14 protein-coding genes are annotated in these 18,149 nt (G+C 42.1%); 9 read left to right on the forward strand and 5 right to left on the reverse strand.

All coding sequences use genetic code 11. From position 1 onward, the window contains the following. Genes ACMX3D_RS29570 through ACMX3D_RS29590 form a run of 5 tightly spaced genes read right to left on the reverse strand, consistent with a single transcriptional unit; the run spans position 1 to position 4,415 of the window. Complete coding sequence (locus ACMX3D_RS29570; RefSeq protein ID WP_482752455.1) at positions 1–669, reverse strand: cytochrome c oxidase subunit 3; 669 nt, start codon at positions 667–669, stop codon at positions 1–3. A gap of 33 nt (positions 670–702) precedes the next feature. Then, positions 703–2,364, reverse strand: a complete 1,662-nt coding sequence (locus ACMX3D_RS29575) for a cytochrome c oxidase subunit I (RefSeq protein ID WP_482749321.1) — start codon at positions 2,362–2,364, stop codon at positions 703–705. Then, entirely contained in the window at positions 2,354–3,298 is a 945-nt protein-coding gene (locus ACMX3D_RS29580) for a cytochrome c oxidase subunit II (RefSeq protein WP_482749322.1), read from the reverse strand. The genes ACMX3D_RS29575 and ACMX3D_RS29580 overlap by 11 nt, the downstream gene beginning before the upstream one ends. Before the next feature lie 20 nt (positions 3,299–3,318). Further along, entirely contained in the window at positions 3,319–3,924 is a 606-nt protein-coding gene (locus ACMX3D_RS29585) for a DUF2231 domain-containing protein (RefSeq protein WP_482749323.1), read from the reverse strand. Further along, on the reverse strand, positions 3,921–4,415 hold the full coding sequence (locus ACMX3D_RS29590) for a DUF2231 domain-containing protein (protein ID WP_482749324.1): 495 nt from the start codon (positions 4,413–4,415) through the stop codon (positions 3,921–3,923). The genes ACMX3D_RS29585 and ACMX3D_RS29590 overlap by 4 nt, the downstream gene beginning before the upstream one ends. Before the next feature lie 618 nt (positions 4,416–5,033). Between ACMX3D_RS29590 and ACMX3D_RS29595 the strand changes: the two genes are divergently transcribed. The 9 genes from ACMX3D_RS29595 (at position 5,034) to ACMX3D_RS29635 (ending at position 18,050) form a co-directional block, all read left to right on the forward strand. After that, positions 5,034–5,846, forward strand: coding sequence for an SDR family oxidoreductase (locus ACMX3D_RS29595; protein WP_482749325.1), 813 nt, complete (start codon positions 5,034–5,036; stop codon positions 5,844–5,846). A gap of 77 nt (positions 5,847–5,923) precedes the next feature. Continuing rightward, positions 5,924–8,044, forward strand: a complete 2,121-nt coding sequence (locus tag ACMX3D_RS29600; protein WP_482749326.1) for an amylo-alpha-1,6-glucosidase — start codon at positions 5,924–5,926, stop codon at positions 8,042–8,044. Between the two features lie 109 nt (positions 8,045–8,153). Next, complete coding sequence (locus ACMX3D_RS29605; protein ID WP_482749327.1) at positions 8,154–9,089, forward strand: cation diffusion facilitator family transporter; 936 nt, start codon at positions 8,154–8,156, stop codon at positions 9,087–9,089. Between the two features lie 85 nt (positions 9,090–9,174). Continuing rightward, the gene (locus ACMX3D_RS29610; protein ID WP_482749328.1) at positions 9,175–10,383 is read left to right on the forward strand and encodes an SDR family oxidoreductase; all 1,209 of its coding nucleotides are present in this window, start codon (positions 9,175–9,177) and stop codon (positions 10,381–10,383) included. 3 nt (positions 10,384–10,386) lie between these two features. Beyond that, the gene (locus tag ACMX3D_RS29615; protein WP_482749329.1) at positions 10,387–12,780 is read left to right on the forward strand and encodes a glycoside hydrolase family 15 protein; all 2,394 of its coding nucleotides are present in this window, start codon (positions 10,387–10,389) and stop codon (positions 12,778–12,780) included. Between the two features lie 82 nt (positions 12,781–12,862). Next, on the forward strand, positions 12,863–13,561 hold the full coding sequence (locus ACMX3D_RS29620; protein ID WP_482749330.1) for a DUF4396 domain-containing protein: 699 nt from the start codon (positions 12,863–12,865) through the stop codon (positions 13,559–13,561). Positions 13,562–13,723: 162 nt separating this feature from the next. Beyond that, a complete protein-coding gene (locus ACMX3D_RS29625) occupies positions 13,724–15,022 on the forward strand; it encodes an L-fuconate dehydratase (protein WP_482749331.1) in 1,299 nt (432 codons plus the stop codon). Between the two features lie 219 nt (positions 15,023–15,241). Beyond that, on the forward strand, positions 15,242–16,993 hold the full coding sequence (locus ACMX3D_RS29630; protein ID WP_482749332.1) for a thiamine pyrophosphate-dependent enzyme: 1,752 nt from the start codon (positions 15,242–15,244) through the stop codon (positions 16,991–16,993). Between the two features lie 73 nt (positions 16,994–17,066). Further along, positions 17,067–18,050 carry an SMP-30/gluconolactonase/LRE family protein gene (locus ACMX3D_RS29635; protein ID WP_482749333.1) on the forward strand — a complete coding sequence of 328 codons (984 nt, stop codon included), beginning with the start codon at positions 17,067–17,069 and terminating at the stop codon, positions 18,048–18,050. The last annotated feature ends 99 nt before the right edge of the window (positions 18,051–18,149 follow it).

The raw sequence follows: 18,149 nt of genomic DNA on the forward strand, positions 1-18,149 counted from the left end.
TTACGCTTGCCAAAGATAGAGAAGTGAGAATAAAAAAACCCAAACTATATCAACAAAGTGCCAAAACAAAGTTGTAGCACTTGCACCAAAATGACCTTTTTCGTAGTTCCCTGGAATGAAGGAGCGAACAAACATAGTGATTTGGAGAATCACACCAGTCAGAACGTGCAGACCGTGAAAACCAGTTAATACATAAAATGTTGCACCTACTAATCCTGTACTTAAGGCAAAATCAAGGTTTTTCCACTCAATTCCTTGACCAATTAAAAAATAGGTTCCCATACAAATTGTCATCAGCCATAGCCAACGGAATTTATTTAGCTGATGACGCTTCAGAGAATTTTCTGCTGGTTGAATAACAAAGCTGCTAGAAAGTAATACTACCGTGTTAATAATTACAAAAGTAGATAATTCTGGCCCCGAAACACCAGGTGGTAGCCAATTTTTTAAATGTGTTAATCGCAGCGCAATGTATGTAAAGATAAAGCTCAAAAAAACTATGCTTTCTGACAACAGAAATACAGTAAATCCAAACATACCCTTTCCATGATGATCTTCAGAACGTCCACCACGAAATGGCAAGTAACGCTTGAGCCAATTTGGTAAGTATCGCCGCCACCGTTCTAAACGAATAGGACTTTCATCTATATGAATTACGCCACGATTCATAGATTCATAACTTTTGTTATTTGTCATTAGTTCTTAGTCTTCTACTTGATGATAGTCGGGAGGTTCTATGACTGAATATTTAGGATCGCCATAGTCGTAGGGTGGTCTTTTCACAATCGGAATCTCTTCAAAGTTATCTCGTGGTGGTGGAGAGGTCGTTGTCCATTCCAGTCCAGTAGCCAGCCAGGGATTGTTACTTGCTCTGTTTCCGTATAGCAAAGAACCTACCATATTGGCAATAAAAGGCAGTATAGACACTCCCAACAAAAATCCTCCTAGACTAGCAACAATATTCCATCCTTGATAGCGTGGATCGTAGGAAGAAATGCGGCGTACCATTCCTTGTAAACCTAGTGGCAGCATAGGGAAGAAAGTCAAGTTAGCACCAATAAAGGTTAACCAGAAATGCACCTTACCCCAGCCTTCGGCATACATTCGTCCAGTTATCTTCGGAAACCAAAAGTAAATTGCGGCAAAAATTGCCATTGTTATGGTGTTAAAGACAATGTAGTGGAAGTGTCCCACTATAAAGTAGGTATTGTGGACGTGAATATCAAAAGGTACTGCTGCCAACATTACCCCAGTAACACCACCAAGCAGAAACATGGCTGCACCTCCCATCGCAAACAGCATGGGTGTGTCTAAATGCAGCTTACTTTTCCAAATTGTGGCAGTCCAACCAAAAGCCTTCACACCAGTAGGCACTGCAACTAACATTGATGTCACCATAAATAACATCCGCATCCACCCAGGGGTAGCACTGGTGAACATGTGATGCACCCATACAAAGATGCTAACTACAGCGATGCCTAATGAAGCAACAGCTAATGAGCGATAGCCAAATAAGGGGTTACGAGAAAAGGCAGGCAAAACCTCCGCAAAAATACCAAAGGCAGGTAGCGCCATGATGTAAACTGCGGGGTGAGAATAAAACCAGAAAAGATGCTGGTAGATAATAGGGTCGCCATTTTCTAAGGGTTTGAAGAATTGCGTCCCAAAACTGAGGTCAAATAAAAGTAGGATCAATGCACCTGTGAGGGAAGGTAAATTAACTAGCTGCAATAACTGGGCGCTGAGAACTGACCAAACAAACACAGGCATTCGGAAAAATGTCATTCCTGGCGCACGCATCCAAAAAATGGTAGTTACAAAGTTAACAGCCCCCATAATTGAAGAGATGCCGATGATTACTAAACTGACAATCCAAATAAATTCACCGTTAATTGGCTGACCAGGGGGAATTTGCAGACTAATTGGGGGATAAGACCACCAGCCAGACTGCGCTGTACCATTGGGTAGCAAAAAACTAGATAGTAATAAAATGCCCGCTGGTGGAATCATCCAAAAAGAGATGGCATTCAGTAACGGGAATGCCATATCCCGCGCTCCTAGCATCAACGGTACGAGGTAATTAGAGAGACCTGCATTGAAGGGGATAATCCATAAAAAAATCATGATTGTCCCGTGCAAGGTGAATAGGCCGTTGTATAGGGGACGATCAACTACATTTGATGGTGGGGTAATCAGTTCAGCACGGATGAGCATCGCTAAAAGTCCGCCAACCAAGAAGAAGATGAAAGACATTACCATGTACTGAACGCCGATCACCTTATGGTCGGTGCTAAAGCTGAAGTATCGCCGCCAGTTTTCAGCCTCTCTATCTTTATTGATAATTTCGTGAGAATTATGTGTCATTCATTACTTTCCTTTCGTTGGCGTTCGTCTCTGGCGTTGCGCTCCGCGCAATCGCGGGTTGCTCAGGTACAACAGTGTACCAGCCACTCTTAAACATTGTTTTTGGTGGTTGATTATACTCAGCTATTGCTTGATTTTGAGTGTTTGTTGGTTCGCGTTCTGCTTGACTAAGCCACTGGTTATATTGTTCAAGAGATTCAATATATACATTGGCATCCAGCAAAGCAAAGTATGTCCCGCTAAATAAAGCATCTTTGAGTTTGTATTTGCCTGTGCGAGTGGGTGTAACCACAAGGTCAATGTTGCGTCCAGGGACAATATACTGTTGCAAACGGAACTCCGGGACGTAAAAACTGTGAAGTACTTCTTTAGCCTGCATATTCAGGCGAGTACGACGATTTACAGGCAGATGTAATTCATTACTGGTAACATTATTTGGATAGCGAAAAGACCAATCCCACTGCTTCACAAAAACATCAATCGTTTCATCGGCTGGTTTAGGTTGATCATCACTGGCTACAGCATAAGCTGGTTCTTCGAGTGGTGTATGCAAATGTACGATTTGCTGCAAACCCAAAATATTTAATTGCTGATAAATATTGAAGCCTTGGAAAGCCAGCCACAAAACTAGCAAGGTTGGAGTCGCTGTCCATAAAATTTCTAGCTTTATATCTCCTCTAGATGGATGTCCCTCGCTGTAGTCATTTTTAGGGGCGCGAAAGAACAGTACGGAGTACACCATCATACCTACAAGGCCAAGAATGATAAAAGCGCCAATAGAGGTTAAGAAGCTAAATAAACTATCTACCTTTTGGGCTTCTGCTGTAGCTTCAGGTGGCATCCAAGAATAAGCTTGCTGCCCAATCCAATGACTGACAACCAGCAAAACTACAATATAACCAGCTATTAGTAAATATTCTAAAAATCTAGACATACACTCAAAATAGTTCTCGTTTATTTGGGTAGTAAGTTTGGGTTTGCGCCTTCTTGGAGTAACTTAGCAGCAGTAACGTGAACCCCGAATTCTGATCCTAATTGTCCTCCTAAAGTGCCGTGGACATATAAAATACCCATGATGGCAATACCTACTAACAAGTAAAACCACTGCACTTGTCTGGAATCATCTTTGCGCCAATGGTAGCGTTGTAAACCTCTCCAGACAGTCATGGCAACGATCACTCCCAACAGCAAAACCCCACCCACGCCATGTAACAGCATTGTCCAAGAGGCGTTTAACCCCCAATCACTTTTTTGATTAATGGGTGGATTTGCCAGTAGTAGCTCAAAAAAACCAAATGCAACAGTAAAAAAAGTGACAATAGAAGCTCCTAGAAGGTTGTACCAACCAACATCAAAGAAACCAGAACGAATAGCAGCCAGACCTAAAAATTTGAAGATTGGTCGTTCTATGGGAAAAATAGCTCCTGCTATGTCAAATAAGATGGCAAGAATGAATAAACCTAACGTCAAATGCACCAGGTTTGGATGTATGGGAATTTCGTAGGGTAGTCCGTTAGCGCCTAACCTCAATCCTAAAGATTCAATCCATTGCAAGTTCATGGTGAAACTCCTTGCTGTATAGCTTCAACCACAGGCTCAACGTGCAAACCGTATACCCAAAACAACTTGCTGCCTAAATAAACTTGCAAGAACACTAGGCAAATTAGAAACGTTGCAGCACCCAGGTAAGCAGGTGGTACTTTTAGGGGGTTGCGATTGCGAATCACAAACCGCCAAGCTGTAATTACTGCCACAATTGCCCCCAGTGACCAACCCATGAGTGTGTGAAAATTCAGCGTTGATTGAACTGCTGGATAAACTTGTGCCAGTCCTGCTTCAAACTGTCCAAAAATTATGGCGACAAAAATTGCGATCGCTGCAACAAACATATTCCAAAAAGCAACCTCAAACAAACGTGTATTGCGGGTGAAATAACCAATTACATCGCAAACGAATGAGAAAATCGCCATCGCAATTACGAAATGGACAACAATTGGGTGGATGGGGTCAGGGTATGGGAGATTTTGGCTATTAAGAGTCAGAGCGAACATCGCTTTCTCCTGGCGATCGCTAGATGCTGGAATAAATATAAGTTAATCTTGAGCAAAATCAAATTCATCTTGGAGTTTTCAGTTGTAAATTCCTTCCACAAAAGTATTCTTAGTAACTCATATCTAACAAATAGAATAAAGAATACTATCGCAAGAGTGATTTATCAAAAAGATATTTATTGATTTTTGTTACTTACGGTTTTAAATTTTCAAATAAATATAAATTTACTCATATCTATTTTATTACTTAAAAAATAAGTGATGCTACCTTTATATTGTAAGATTTTTATAGGATTATGAAAATCAAATGAAATTTTTCTAGCTCTTTAGAAAGAATCCATGATTACTCCAATAGCTGGAGGCGATCGCCACTACAAACTTCTAAATTAATTTCAGAATTAGAGTAATAGTTCTCAAAAATTAAATACACAACTATGTGAGTTTTATCACAGGTTTAGCAGTAATTTAATTAAGAAGCATACTCAACATTGTTAACTTAATTATTCAATCAATATTTATTGAATTGTATAAATATCTCTCTAAAAAAACAGTAGAAAGTAGACTTTTTGAGCATTAGAGGCAATAAAACCCTAGATTTTAACAACTTAAGGAAACATTATGAGCTATTCCCCTTACCTGCTTAAAGGTCAAAAAGCACTTGTCACAGGTGCTAGTTCTGGCATTGGTGAAGCTATAGCTCGTTATTTGGCTTTGTCAGGTGCAGCTGTCGCTATTAACTATCATTCTGAGGCTGAAGAAGCCCATAAAATAGTCGATGATATTAGAGCGAATAATAGTGAAGCTTTTGCTATTCAAGCTGATGTCAGCCAAGAAGACCAAGTAAAAGCGATGTTTAAACAGACACTCCAGCACTTTGGAACTATTGACATCTTAGTGAATAATGCAGGTCTGCAAAAAGATGCACCTTTTGTAGATATGACCCTCGACCATTGGAATAAAGTAATTGGGGTAAACTTAACAGGGCAATTTTTATGTGCTAGAGAAGCCGCCAAAGAATTTTTACGTCGAGGAGTGCGACCGCAGATTTCATCTGCCGCAGGTAAGATTATTTGTATTAGTTCAGTGCATGAGGTGATTCCTTGGGCGGGTCACGTTAATTATGCTGCTAGTAAAGGTGGTATTCATCTGATGATGCAAAGTATTGCCCAAGAACTAGCACCTCATAAAATTCGTGTTAATAGCATTGCCCCTGGTGCAATCAAAACTCCCATCAATAAATCAGCTTGGGATACCCCACAAGCCGAAGCGAAGTTACTCCAATTAATTCCGGCAAAACGAGTGGGTAGTGTTGAAGACATTGCCAAAGCCGCAGTTTGGTTAGCTTCTGACGACTCTGATTATGTTAACGGTACAACTTTGTTTGTAGATGGTGGTATGACTTTGTATCCAGGTTTTACAGAGAATGGCTAGAAAGTGCTGAGTAAAAATCCTAATCTCTAGCCTCTTGTTTCATGGGAACTGTTGTCTGCCCTTTGCCTTTCAATTTTATGCCTACACAAGTTACTGTCAACCCTGGTTTAATCACGATTAACGATGGTTCCTCATTTCTGGTAACAGCTAGTGATGGTTCCATTGACGATAATCAAGCACAAGGTTTTTTTGTACATGACACACGCCTGATTTCTTACTACGAAATTTCTCTCAACCGTTACCGACTGGTACTGTTAACTTCTAGCAATCTCAATCATCATAGTGCGATTTATCAATTCACTAATTCGCAACTTCCGACGATTAATGGGAATTTGCCTTCTGGTAGTTTGTTGATCACCATCCGGCGCGACATTGTTGGTGGGATGCATGAAGACATTGACATTACTAACTATCACTCAGAACCAGTTGAGTTTCAACTGATGCTGGCGATTCGTTCTGACTTTGCAGATATCTTTGAAGTGAGAGCAAAGAACATTGTGACGCGAGGTAATACGGAAACAGTATGGCAAGATGGTGTACTTACTACTCAGTACCGTAGCAGTTCTTTTGTCCGAGGAATCGTGACTGAGCCAGTTTGTTCAATGTCGGAAGCAAGGTATGCCAACGGTCGTTTATCGTTTAATGTTGTGATTAATCCTGGTAAAACATGGCACACCTGTATTAATTTTAGTGTTTTAGCCAATGGGGATGTTTTCAAACCTCAGCAAACCTGCGCCGTGCATCACACTACAGAAGCCGGAAAAGTCAGCGATGAATTTCTCGCTAGGGCGACAAAGTTGCGCTCTTCTAATGCCGAAATAAGGGGATTCTATCAGCAAGCCCTGATAGATATGGCAGCGTTACGAATTCAAGTAGAAGATAATGGACATCATTTTTGGATGCCGGCGGCTGGTATTCCCTGGTTCATGGCTGTTTTTGGCCGTGACTCTGTAATTACTAGCTTGCAAGCGATCGCAGTTTATCACGAATTTGCCCGTGGTACGCTTGTTCGGTTGGCTCAGTTACAAGCAACCGAGCTAAATGACTGGCACGATGCTCAACCTGGCAAAATGCTGCATGAATTGCGGCGTGACGAATTAACTAAGCTCAATCAACTCCCGTACAATCCCTATTACGGAACGGTAGATACCACTATTCTCTGGATTGTTACCTTGGCTGAGACTTATAACTGGAATGCCGATCTGAGTATGCTGAATGAGTGTCGATCGCCATTAGAAAAAGCACTAACATGGGTTGATAAGTACGGCGATTTTGATAATGATGGGTTTGTCGAGTATATCACTCGTTCTAGTCACGGATTACGCAACCAAGGCTGGAAAGATTCTGGTGATTCAATAGTTTATCCAAATGGCAAACTTGTTGAGCCGCCCATTGCTTTGTGTGAGGTGCAAGGTTACGTCTACGATGCTTGGCGAAAGGCAGCTTTAATTTATGAGGTATGGGGAGAACAAGCCCAAGCGAACAAGCTACGTCAAAAAGCAGACGAACTGTACCAACGCTTTAACGATCGCTTTTGGATGGAAGATGAAGGCTTTTACTGTCTTGGCTTAGATAACAACAAGCAACAAATCAAGTCTATCGCCTCAAACCCCGGTCATTTACTATGGTCTGGCATTGTACCCCAGGAAAGAGCGCAAAAAGTTGCAGAGCGTCTTTTTCAACCAGATATGTGGTGTGGTTGGGGTGTGCGAACTCTTTCTGCCAATAACCAAGGGTATAACCCAATTAGTTATCAAAGAGGCAGTGTTTGGCCGCACGATAACTCGATTATTGCCGCTGGATTAAAGCGCTACGGCTACCACAAAGAAGCTAACCGTATTGCTGAGGGGATTTTTGCTGCTGCTAGTTATTTCCAAGCTGGGCGAATGCCCGAATTATTTGCGGGAATTGAACGCCGAGACGATAACTTTCCCGTCCCCTATCCAGATGCGAATATACCCCAAGCTTGGGCTGCTGGTTCCATTCTCTTTCTCATTCGCAGCATATTGGGACTCGAAGCCGATGCACCACAACGCAAATTAAAAGTACAGCCCAGTCTACCAGAGTGCTTGCCAGACTTAGAACTGACAAATATTTATGTAGGAGACGCGAAAGTGTCATTGCGTTTCTGGCGTGAGAAAGAACAAACCCGATGGGAAGTTACTCATATTGATGGTGAACTGCAAGTTTATCAATGAAAGGGAACGGGAAACAGGGAACAGGGAACAGAGAACAGAGAATGGGGAACAGGGAACAGTAAAATTTGACTTTTGACTTTTGACTTTTGACTTTTAACTTATTACCCTCATGGCTTCAGATTCATCTAAAAAAACAATTTTTGCGGCGATGGGTGCTAACTTAGCGATCGCTATTACTAAATTTACCGCTGCTTTCATTACCAATAGTTCAGCGATGATATCTGAGGGTATTCATTCACTGGTCGATACTGCCGATCAATTATTACTGCTGCTGGGAATCCGTATGAGTCAAAAGCCAGCAGATGATAGTCATCCCTTTGGCTACGGGCAAGAACTTTACTTTTGGACTTTAATTGTAGCTATCTTCATTTTTGCCATTGGTGGAGGAATGTCTATTTATGAAGGAATCACTCATCTAATTAACCCTAGTCCATTAGAAGACCCAATGTGGAATTATATTGTGCTGGGCGTAGCAATCATATTTGAGGGTTTTTCTTGGACTGTGGCTTTAAGAGAGTTTCTTCCTACTAAGGGCAATCAAACTTTTTGGCAAGCAATTAAAAGCAGTAAAGACCCGACAGTATTCACAGTATTATTTGAGGATTCTGCGGCAATTTTAGGTTTACTTGTAGCATTATTGGGAGTTTTTTTAGGACATTTTTTAAACAATATTTATTTTGATGGTATAGCCTCAATTATTATTGGTGTTATCTTAGCTATAGTAGCAGTGTTACTAGCTACTGAAAGTAAAGGATTATTAGTTGGTGAAAGTGCTAATCCTCAAACTATAGCCAATATCCGTTCTTTATCTAAAACAGAACCAGGAGTCCAAGAAGTCATACGTATACTCACAATGCAACTTGCTCCACAGGAAGTATTACTCAATTTAGAAATTCAATTTTCCCAAAAACTCACAGGCGAAGAAATAGCATCAACCGTCGATAATTTAGAAGCTAAAATCCGCCAAAAACATCCTGAAATTAAACAAATATTTATCGAAGCTAAATCCTTAGCAGCGACTCGTAAATCTTCTCGAACTGCTTAAGAAACTCTCAGATTAATCTCTGTAACTCCTGCGTGATTCTATTAACCATCCTATGAAAAAATCGTGATTCCCCAAAAAGGAGATTATGAATACATCAAAACCTGAAGTCGTAGTTATTACCGGAGCCTCCGCTGGGATAGGACGAGCCACCGTCCGAGCATTTGCCAAGCGAGGGGCGCACATTGGATTAATTGCCCGCAGCTATGACGGTTTAAATGGAGCGCGGCAAGAAGTTGAGGCGGCTGGTGGTAAAGCTTTAGTGCTACCAACAGATGTTTCTGATCCTGCCCAAGTAGAAATGGCAGCGGCGATGGTAGAACAGGAGTTTGGCCCGATTGATATCTGGGTAAACAATGCGATGGCTTCGATTTTGTCGCCATTTTTAGAGATTACCCCAGAGGAATTTCGCCGCGTAACTGAAGTGACATACCTAGGATATGTGCATGGCACAATGGCAGCTTTGCGAAGAATGAAGGCACGCGATCGCGGCACAATTGTACAAGTAGGTTCTGCCCTTGCTTATCGCTCAATTCCCTTACAATCAGCTTATTGCGGTGCGAAAGCAGCCATTCGTGGGTTTACAGATTCTATCCGTTGCGAACTACATCACGATCACAGCAACGTTTACATCACAATGGTACAAATGCCAGCAGTCAATACACCGCAGTTTGACTGGATTAAGAACAATATGCCTCATAAATCTCAGCCAGTACCGCCAATTTTCCAACCAGAAGTGGCAGCTGAAGCGATTGTTTGGGCTGCGACACACAAACGGCGAGAACTTTATGTTGGTAGTTCCACTGTTGAGGCTATTTTGGGTACTAAAGTCGCCCCCGGATTACTAGACCGTTACCTCGGTAAAACTGGATATCAAAGCCAGCAAACAGACCAAGCAGAGAATCAAAATCGTCTCAGCAACTTGTGGGAACCCCTACCAGGCGATCGCGGCGCTCATGGTAGATTTGATAACCAAGCACAAGACTACAGCGCCCAACTGTGGGCAACCGAAAATCAAGATTTGCTGATTTTAGGATTGGGTGCGGGTGTTGCTTTGGTAGCACTAGGGGCTTATTTGGGGCATCAAACTCAACCGCAGCAAAATCTGGCTCAAAAGAATAAAGATAATCAAATCACCGAGTCAGATATTTACACTGAAGTAGCTCGACAGTTGCATCAAAATGTTAGTCGCAGCAACAAACGAGATAACTGGAATCTGTTAACAGGATTGGCTCGATTTGCTTGGAAAGCACTGACAGCAGAAACGCAAAATCACCAAAAAGCTACTCAAAGCTAGATCATGAAAATTCTTAGTCAAACACAAGCTTTTGGCTCACCAGGCATTGAGCCGCGATGGACTCATGCTAATAAGGATGGCGTAGGAACAGCTTACTCTACCTCAAGTCGTGTTTGGTTTACCGTTTGGAATGGTGTTGTAACTGAAGTTTACCATCCAACAGTAGACAGACCTCAAATTCGGGATTTGCAGTATCTAATTTCTGATGGTAAGAGCTTTTTTCACGAAGAAAAACGTCATCTGCAATCAAAAGTAGAACATCTGTGGACTTATGGTTTAGGCTACCGCATCACTAATTCCGATCCACAAGGAAGTTACGCCGTAATTAAGGAAGTAATTGCTGACCCGCATTTATCCTGTATTTTACAGCACACAAAAATCACAGGAGAGCGCGAGTTTATTTCCCAACTCCAGTTATACGCTTTGTGTGCGCCGCATTTGGAAGTTAGCGGTAAAGATAATAATGGCTACACAGTAGAAGTAGCTGGACATCGGGTTCTTGTAGCGGAAAAAAGAGGAACTTGGCTGGCGCTAGGTGCAACAGTCCCATTTACTCATCTTTCCTGTGGCTATGTTGGTCAGAGTGACGGTTGGACAGATTTAGCTGATAATTTTCGGATGGATTGGGAGTTTGACAAAGCTCTCGATGGCAACCTGGCTCTGACTGGAAAACTAAATTTAAATGGCAGTAAAGAGTTTACTTTAGGATTGGCATTCGGTACTAGCCTGCACAATGCAATTTCCACATTGTTTCAGTCGCTGAATCTGCCTTTTGAACAGCAGAAACAGCAATATAACGAACAGTGGAAGCGATCGCGCAGCGACATCAAACCATTGGAAAATAATTCCTGTGATGATGGAAAGTTGTATCACAACAGCGTTAGTTTGTTGTTAGCACACGAAGACAAAACTTATCCCGGTGCCTTAATTGCATCTATGGCTATCCCTTGGGGTGAAGCCAAAGACGACCAAGACCAAGGAGGATATCATCTTGTCTGGACGCGGGACATGGTGAGCAGTGTAGCAGGTTTAGTGGCAGCTGGAGAAACAGATACAGCCGTGCGATCGCTCATTTATCTGGCTACTAGTCAACAAGAAGACGGAGGATTTGCTCAAAACTTCTGGGTTAATGGCGAACCCTACTGGACAGGTATCCAACTAGATGAAGTCGCATTTCCCATTCTTTTAGCGTGGCTTTTACACCAAGAACATGCACCACTACACTTTGATGTTTATCCCATGATTTTGCGGGCGGCAGGTTATTTAATTCGTCATGGCCCTGTTACCCAACAAGAACGCTGGGAAGAATGTAGTGGTTATTCACCTTCTACCCTCGCTTGTAATATTGCTGGCTTAATTTGTGCTGCCCAATTTGCCCGTGAACATGGGGATGAAGCAACAGCAAAATTTATTGAAGAGTACGCTGATTTTTTAGAATCTCACATTGAAGACTGGACAGTTACTACCGAAGGAACTTTAGTTCCTGGCATCAAACGGCATTATATTCGGATTACTCCATCAGATATTAATAATCCTCAACCCAACGAAAACCCCAACCAAGGAACTATTGTCATTAGTAGTCAGCCACCTGGCGAACCTATAGAATTTCTAGCACAAGAAATTGTCGATGGCGGGTTTTTGCAACTGGTACGTTATGGAATTCGTAAACCAGATGACCCAATTATTGTTGATTCAGTCAAAGTAATTGATGCAGTCTTGAAAGTCGATACACCTTTTGGGCCTTGTTGGCATCGTTACAATCATGACGGCTACGGACAGCAAGAAGACGGCAGCCCCTATACAGGTTGGGGTCAGGGACGGGCTTGGCCTCTCTTGACAGGAGAACGGGGACACTATGAATTAGCGGCTGGCGGCGATGCCCAAACATATATTAAAGCACTCGAAGGATTTGCTTTTGATACTTGTTTGCTTCCAGAACAAGTTTGGGATGAAGCAGATAAACCTAATGTGCATCTATATTTAGGCAAACCTACAGGTTCAGCCATGCCTTTAATGTGGGCGCACGCCGAGTATATCAAATTGCTGCGCTCAAATCATGACGGTCAGGTTTTTGATTTTATTCCAGAGGTAGCGAATCGTTATTTAGGTCAAAGAAAGCAATGTAAATCATTAGAAATTTGGAAGTTTAATCGTCAAGTAAGCAAAGTTAAAAAAGGTAATGCCTTACGCATTCAAGCTTTAGTAGCTTTTCAATTACACTGGTCACAAGATGATTGGCAGACTACACAAGATACACCTTCTACTTCCACAAAACTAGGAGTGAATTTTGTAGATATATCTGCTTCTGATTATCAGAGAAATTCAATTAAATTTACCTTTTTTTGGATTGAGAGCAACAAATGGGAAGAACGTAATTATACAGTTGCAGTTGATTAGCCATGAGATTATCATACCTGGTTTGGATGTTTTCTAGTCACTTAAATAACTCAATAGTTTTTGTTTAGAGGAGAATCCTAGTATGCCCCAATGGCTTTACAATCTAGCAATTATTTCATTAATTACTGCTGGGATTTGCTCTTTGATAATTGCGCTTGATATCTTTAATAAAAATCCACAAAATATGTGGATTATGCAAATAGTTTGGCCAGTTACAGCTTTATGGTCAGGGCCATTGGGACTTTATGCTTATTACAAAGTAGGACGATTAAGTACCAAGCAACGAGTTCAAAGAGCTAAAGAACGAGACGAAGAACCTCCAAATAAGAAAAAACCATTCTGGCAAAGTGTTGGTATTGGATCAACTCATTGTGGTAGTGGTTGTACTTTAGGAGATATTATTGCCGAATGGTTTGTATTTTTCGTGCCAATTGTTATCTTTGGTAGTCATGTAATTGGCACGTGGGTATTAGATTATATTGTCGCGTTCATTTTTGGCATTGCTTTTCAATATTTCACCATCAAACCGATGCGAGAACTTTCTATGGGTGAGGGTTTGAAAGCTGCGGTGAAAGCGGATACCCTCTCATTAACAGCTTGGCAAGTTGGAATGTATGGCTGGATGGCGATCGCACTATTTATTCTTTTCACTCCAGAAACATTACGCCCAAACAATCCCGTGTTCTGGTTCATGATGCAAATTGGTATGGTGTGTGGTTTTCTAACTAGTTACCCTGTAAATTGGTGGCTGCTTAGTCAAAAAATTAAGGAAGTTATGTAATTGGTTGGGACTGGGAAAGAACTATGAAATTATCCCTCATTTGTCACTCTAGCCTCCAAATTAGGCCTGCTCATTTGATTACAACCAAGCAATATCGAATAAAAGCGATCGCCCCACAAATAAAAATCCACTGATAAATACTCATTTAGCCCTAATCAATTTATGCCTACTAAAATTGTTAACCTAGTAGCACGCGATATTCGTTTTCCCACCTCCCGGACTCTCACAGGTTCGGACGCAACGAATAAAGCGCCAGATTACTCAGCCGCTTATGTGATTTTGCAAACAGATCACCCAGATGGCTTAGAAGGTCACGGTATGACGTTCACCATCGGCGAAGGTAATGATATCTGTGTCTTAGCTGAAAAAGACTTAAGCCATTTGGTTGTAGGACAAACACTAGAGTCCTTTACGAAAAATATGGGCGAATTCTGGCGACATATTACCAGTGATAGCCAATTACGCTGGCTGGGGCCGGAAAAAGGAGTGATTCATCTAGCTACAGCTGCGATAGTGAATGCAGTCTGGGATCTTTACGCCAAAGTTGAGGGTAAGCCACTCTGGAGGCTGTTATCTGATATGTCACCCGAAGAACTGGTGGGTTGTGTAGACTTTCGTTATCTTACTGACACCTTAACACCACAAGAGGCGCTATCAATTCTTAAGGAAAAGTTTCCCACACGGAGCGATCGCATTCAAAACATTGAGCGATCAGGTTATCCAGCGTACACCTCAGCCGCAGGTTGGTTAGGCTATTCTGATGATAAACTGCGCTCTATCTGTCGAGATGCCCTTGCCGAAGGTTGGCGGAATTTCAAAATCAAGATTGGTGGAGATTTAAAAGATGACTTTCGACGTGCAGAAATCATTCGCTCAGAAATTGGCTACGATTGCAAGTTAATGATGGATGCTAATCAAGCTTGGGAAGTCAGCGAAGCTATAGAAAACATTCAACAATTAGCGAAATATCAACCATTTTGGATTGAAGAACCAACCAGCCCTGATGATGTTCAAGGATATGTAGAAATTGCCAAAGCGATTTCGCCAATCAACTTAGCAACTGGCGAACAATGCCAAAATCGCATTCTTTTCAAACAATTTATCCGTTCTGGTGGGATTCGCTTTTGTCAGATTGATGCTTGTCGGTTGGGTGGTGTAAATGAAGTCCTCGCAGTGCTATTGATTGCAGCAAAATTTGGTTTACCAATTTGTCCTCACGGCGGCGGAGTCGGGCTACCCGAATACGTCCAACATCTGTCTATCTTTGATTACGTCTGTGTCAGTGGCACTCTCGAAAATCGTTTTATTGAATACGTCTCACACTTACACGAAAACTTTTTAGATCCGGTGACAGTTCAAAACGGTCATTATCTGCCGCCTAGCAAACCCGGCTTTAGCATTCAAATGAAACCTGAGTCTTTAGATAAATACGACTATCCTAACGGCAAAGCATGGCAATGAAGAAGGTAGCAAAATTTTAGATTTCGGATTGAACAATCTCATCTAAAATCTAAAATTCTCAATCCAAAATTGGTATGAGTCTCTTCCAAATGCCAGATGTAGTTGAGAAAAATCAATTTCAACATAAAGAAAAGCATTCAGGATAATTTTTGCACTTACACAAACTTAATGTACATGCGATACCGCATTTAAATAACAGTAAAGTATCGGAAATTAAAAATGGTGACAACAGCATCCGATGTTCTCGTTGACACCCTCATTGATTGGGGTGTTAATACTATCTTTGGGATACCAGGTGATGGCATTAATGGGGTAATGGAAGCATTACGCCAACGCCAAGATAAAATCCGCTTTATCCAGGTGCGCCATGAAGAAGCAGCCGCTTTTATGGCTTGTGCCTACTCTAAATACACGGGTAGGTTGGGTGTCTGTCTAGCAACATCAGGGCCAGGTGGACTACATCTAATTAATGGTCTTTATGACGCTAAGATGGATGGTCAATCAGTATTGGCAATTACAGGTCAACACTTCCATGACTTGATTGATACTCACTCTCAGCAAGACGTAGACCTTGACAAAGTGTTTATGGATGTTACTGTCTATAACACTCGTGTGATGGGGTCTGACCATATCGAGACTATTGCAGACTTAGCTTGTCGTGCGGCTATCTCTAAACGTGGTGTAGCTCATATCACCTTCCCTATCGATTTTCAAACCGAGAAGGTAACAAGAAAGCATTCGATGCACAATGTTCTTCATCATACATCTGATGTGAGAGGTAGTAGCGCTCAACTACCTGGCGAACGAGATTTGCTGCGTGCTGTAGACATTCTCAATGCTGGCAAAAAAATTGTAATTTTTGCTGGTCGCGGGGCTTTAAAGGCAACAGATGAATTAGAACAACTAGCCGAAAAGCTAGGCGCACCAATTATTAAAGCGATGTTGGGTAAAGCTGCTGTACCCGATTTTAGCCCCTATACTACAGGTGGAATTGGGTTAACTGGAACCAAGCCATCCCAAGACGCAATGGAAGACTGTGACACTTTGTTGATGGTAGGTACATCCTTCCCTTATATGGAGTTTCTACCGAAGCCAGGACAAGCAAGAGGTGTCCAGATTGACATTGATCCGATGCGGATTGGGCTGCGTTATCCCGTTGAGGTAGGGTTAGTTGGTGATAGCCGTCGTACCTTGCAAGCAATTCTTTCATTAGTAGAAACCAAAGAGGATAAAAGCTTTTTAGAAAAGGCTCAATCCGGGATGAAAGACTGGTGGAAGTTAATGGAAGAAAGGGGTACGCGTCAAGATAAGCCAATGAAACCCCAAGTAGTGGCATGGGAGTTGGGCAAACGTTTATCTGATACTGCGATTGTCTCTGCTGATTCCGGTACGAATACAACTTGGTGGGCGCGACAAATTCCCGCTAAACGGGGTCAAATGCACTCAGTATCGGGAATTTTGGCTTCAATGGCTTGTGGCTTGCCTTATGCGATCGCAGCTCAAGTCGCTTATCCTGAAAGACAATGCGTTGCTTTTGTTGGGGATGGTGGCTTCTCAATGTTAATGGCAGAGTTCATGACCTGCGTGAAATATCAACTACCCATCAAAATTGTCATTATCAAGAACAACAGCTTGGGTCAAATTAAGTGGGAACAGATGGTATTTTTAGGCAATCCAGAATATGCCTGTGAACTGCAACCAATGGATTATGCAGCCTTTGCCCGTGCTTGCGGTGCAACCGGCTTTACCATTGATGACCCCGCAACTTGTGGTGATATTCTTGACCAAGCACTGGCGACACCGGGGCCAGTAATTATCGAGGCAGTGGTTGATCCCCATGAGCCACCTTTGCCGCCTAAGATTACCTTAAATCAAGCAGCTAAGTTTACCGAATCTCTGATTCGGGGTGAGCCTAACCGCGAAAAGATTATCCTCACAGCTGTGTCAGATAAAGTGAGGGAGTTGATTTAGAAAGATGCTCCTCATCTCCCTCTCACCTTAACCGCGTTAGCAGTTAAGGTGGGAGTTTCTTGGAGGAATTGTGATGAATACTCAAACAAGTGAACTAACCATCATTCCGCCAAATGCCAAGTTAGAAAAAGTTTTTGACGGGGGTTGTTGCCTTACTGAAGGTGTGGCTATCGCACCAGACGGTATGGTGTATTTCAGTGACTTAACAGTTACCTATTGGACAGATATGCAGGCGGGACATATCTGGCAACACGATCCTAAAACAGGCACAACTAAAATTTTTCGCTCCCCCAGTGGTATGTCCAATGGAATAATTTTTGATTCTGAAGGAAGGATGGTAGTGGCGGAGGGTGCAGACTGTGGTGGACGGCGCATTACCCGTACAGATATGAAAACGGGTAAAAGTGTCATTCTTGCTAATGTCCATAATGGTCGTCCCTTAAATTCTCCCAATGACTTGGTAATTGACGAAAAAGGACGAATTTATTTCACCGATCCGAGATTCTTTGGATATGAGCCAATTGAACAACCCGTGTGCGGCGTATATCGGATTGATCCTGATGGTTCACTGCATCAGATTATCTCAGATTTAGCCAAGCCAAATGGTGTAGCTGTATCCCCAGATCAGAAGACCTTGTATGTATCAGATTACGATGATGGTCTGTTTGACTTTCGGACAAAGGTAGAAGATATGAGTCATCGTCGAGGGCCAATGGCATTGGTGGCTTATGATTTAGCAGCAGATGGTACAGCTAAAAAGAGAAAAAAATTAGTTGATTATTCTCCCCAGAATGGCGCAGATGGTTTGACAGTTGATACCTCAGGCAATATCTTTGCAGCTGTACGTGATACAACTCGTCCAGGTGTACGTGTTTACTCACCGGAAGGGAAAGAATTAGTCTATATTCCTACACAAGAAATCCCAACTAATGTTGGCTTTGGTCGGGTAGAAGAAAGCCATGTACTCTATATCACAGCTGGTAAATGTCTTTACAAAATCCAGACGTTACAAACTGGTTATTTTATCCCTCTCAAACAACCAATAGCATCATCTTAATTTGGATTTCAAAGGTAGATATATATGCTTGTTTTACCTTTAACTCGTGCAGGCTGGCTCTGCTGAATTTTATTTTTAACACAAAAGACTTAACAAGGA

The sequence above is a fragment of the Anabaena sp. TISTR 8404 genome (assembly GCF_056847745.1).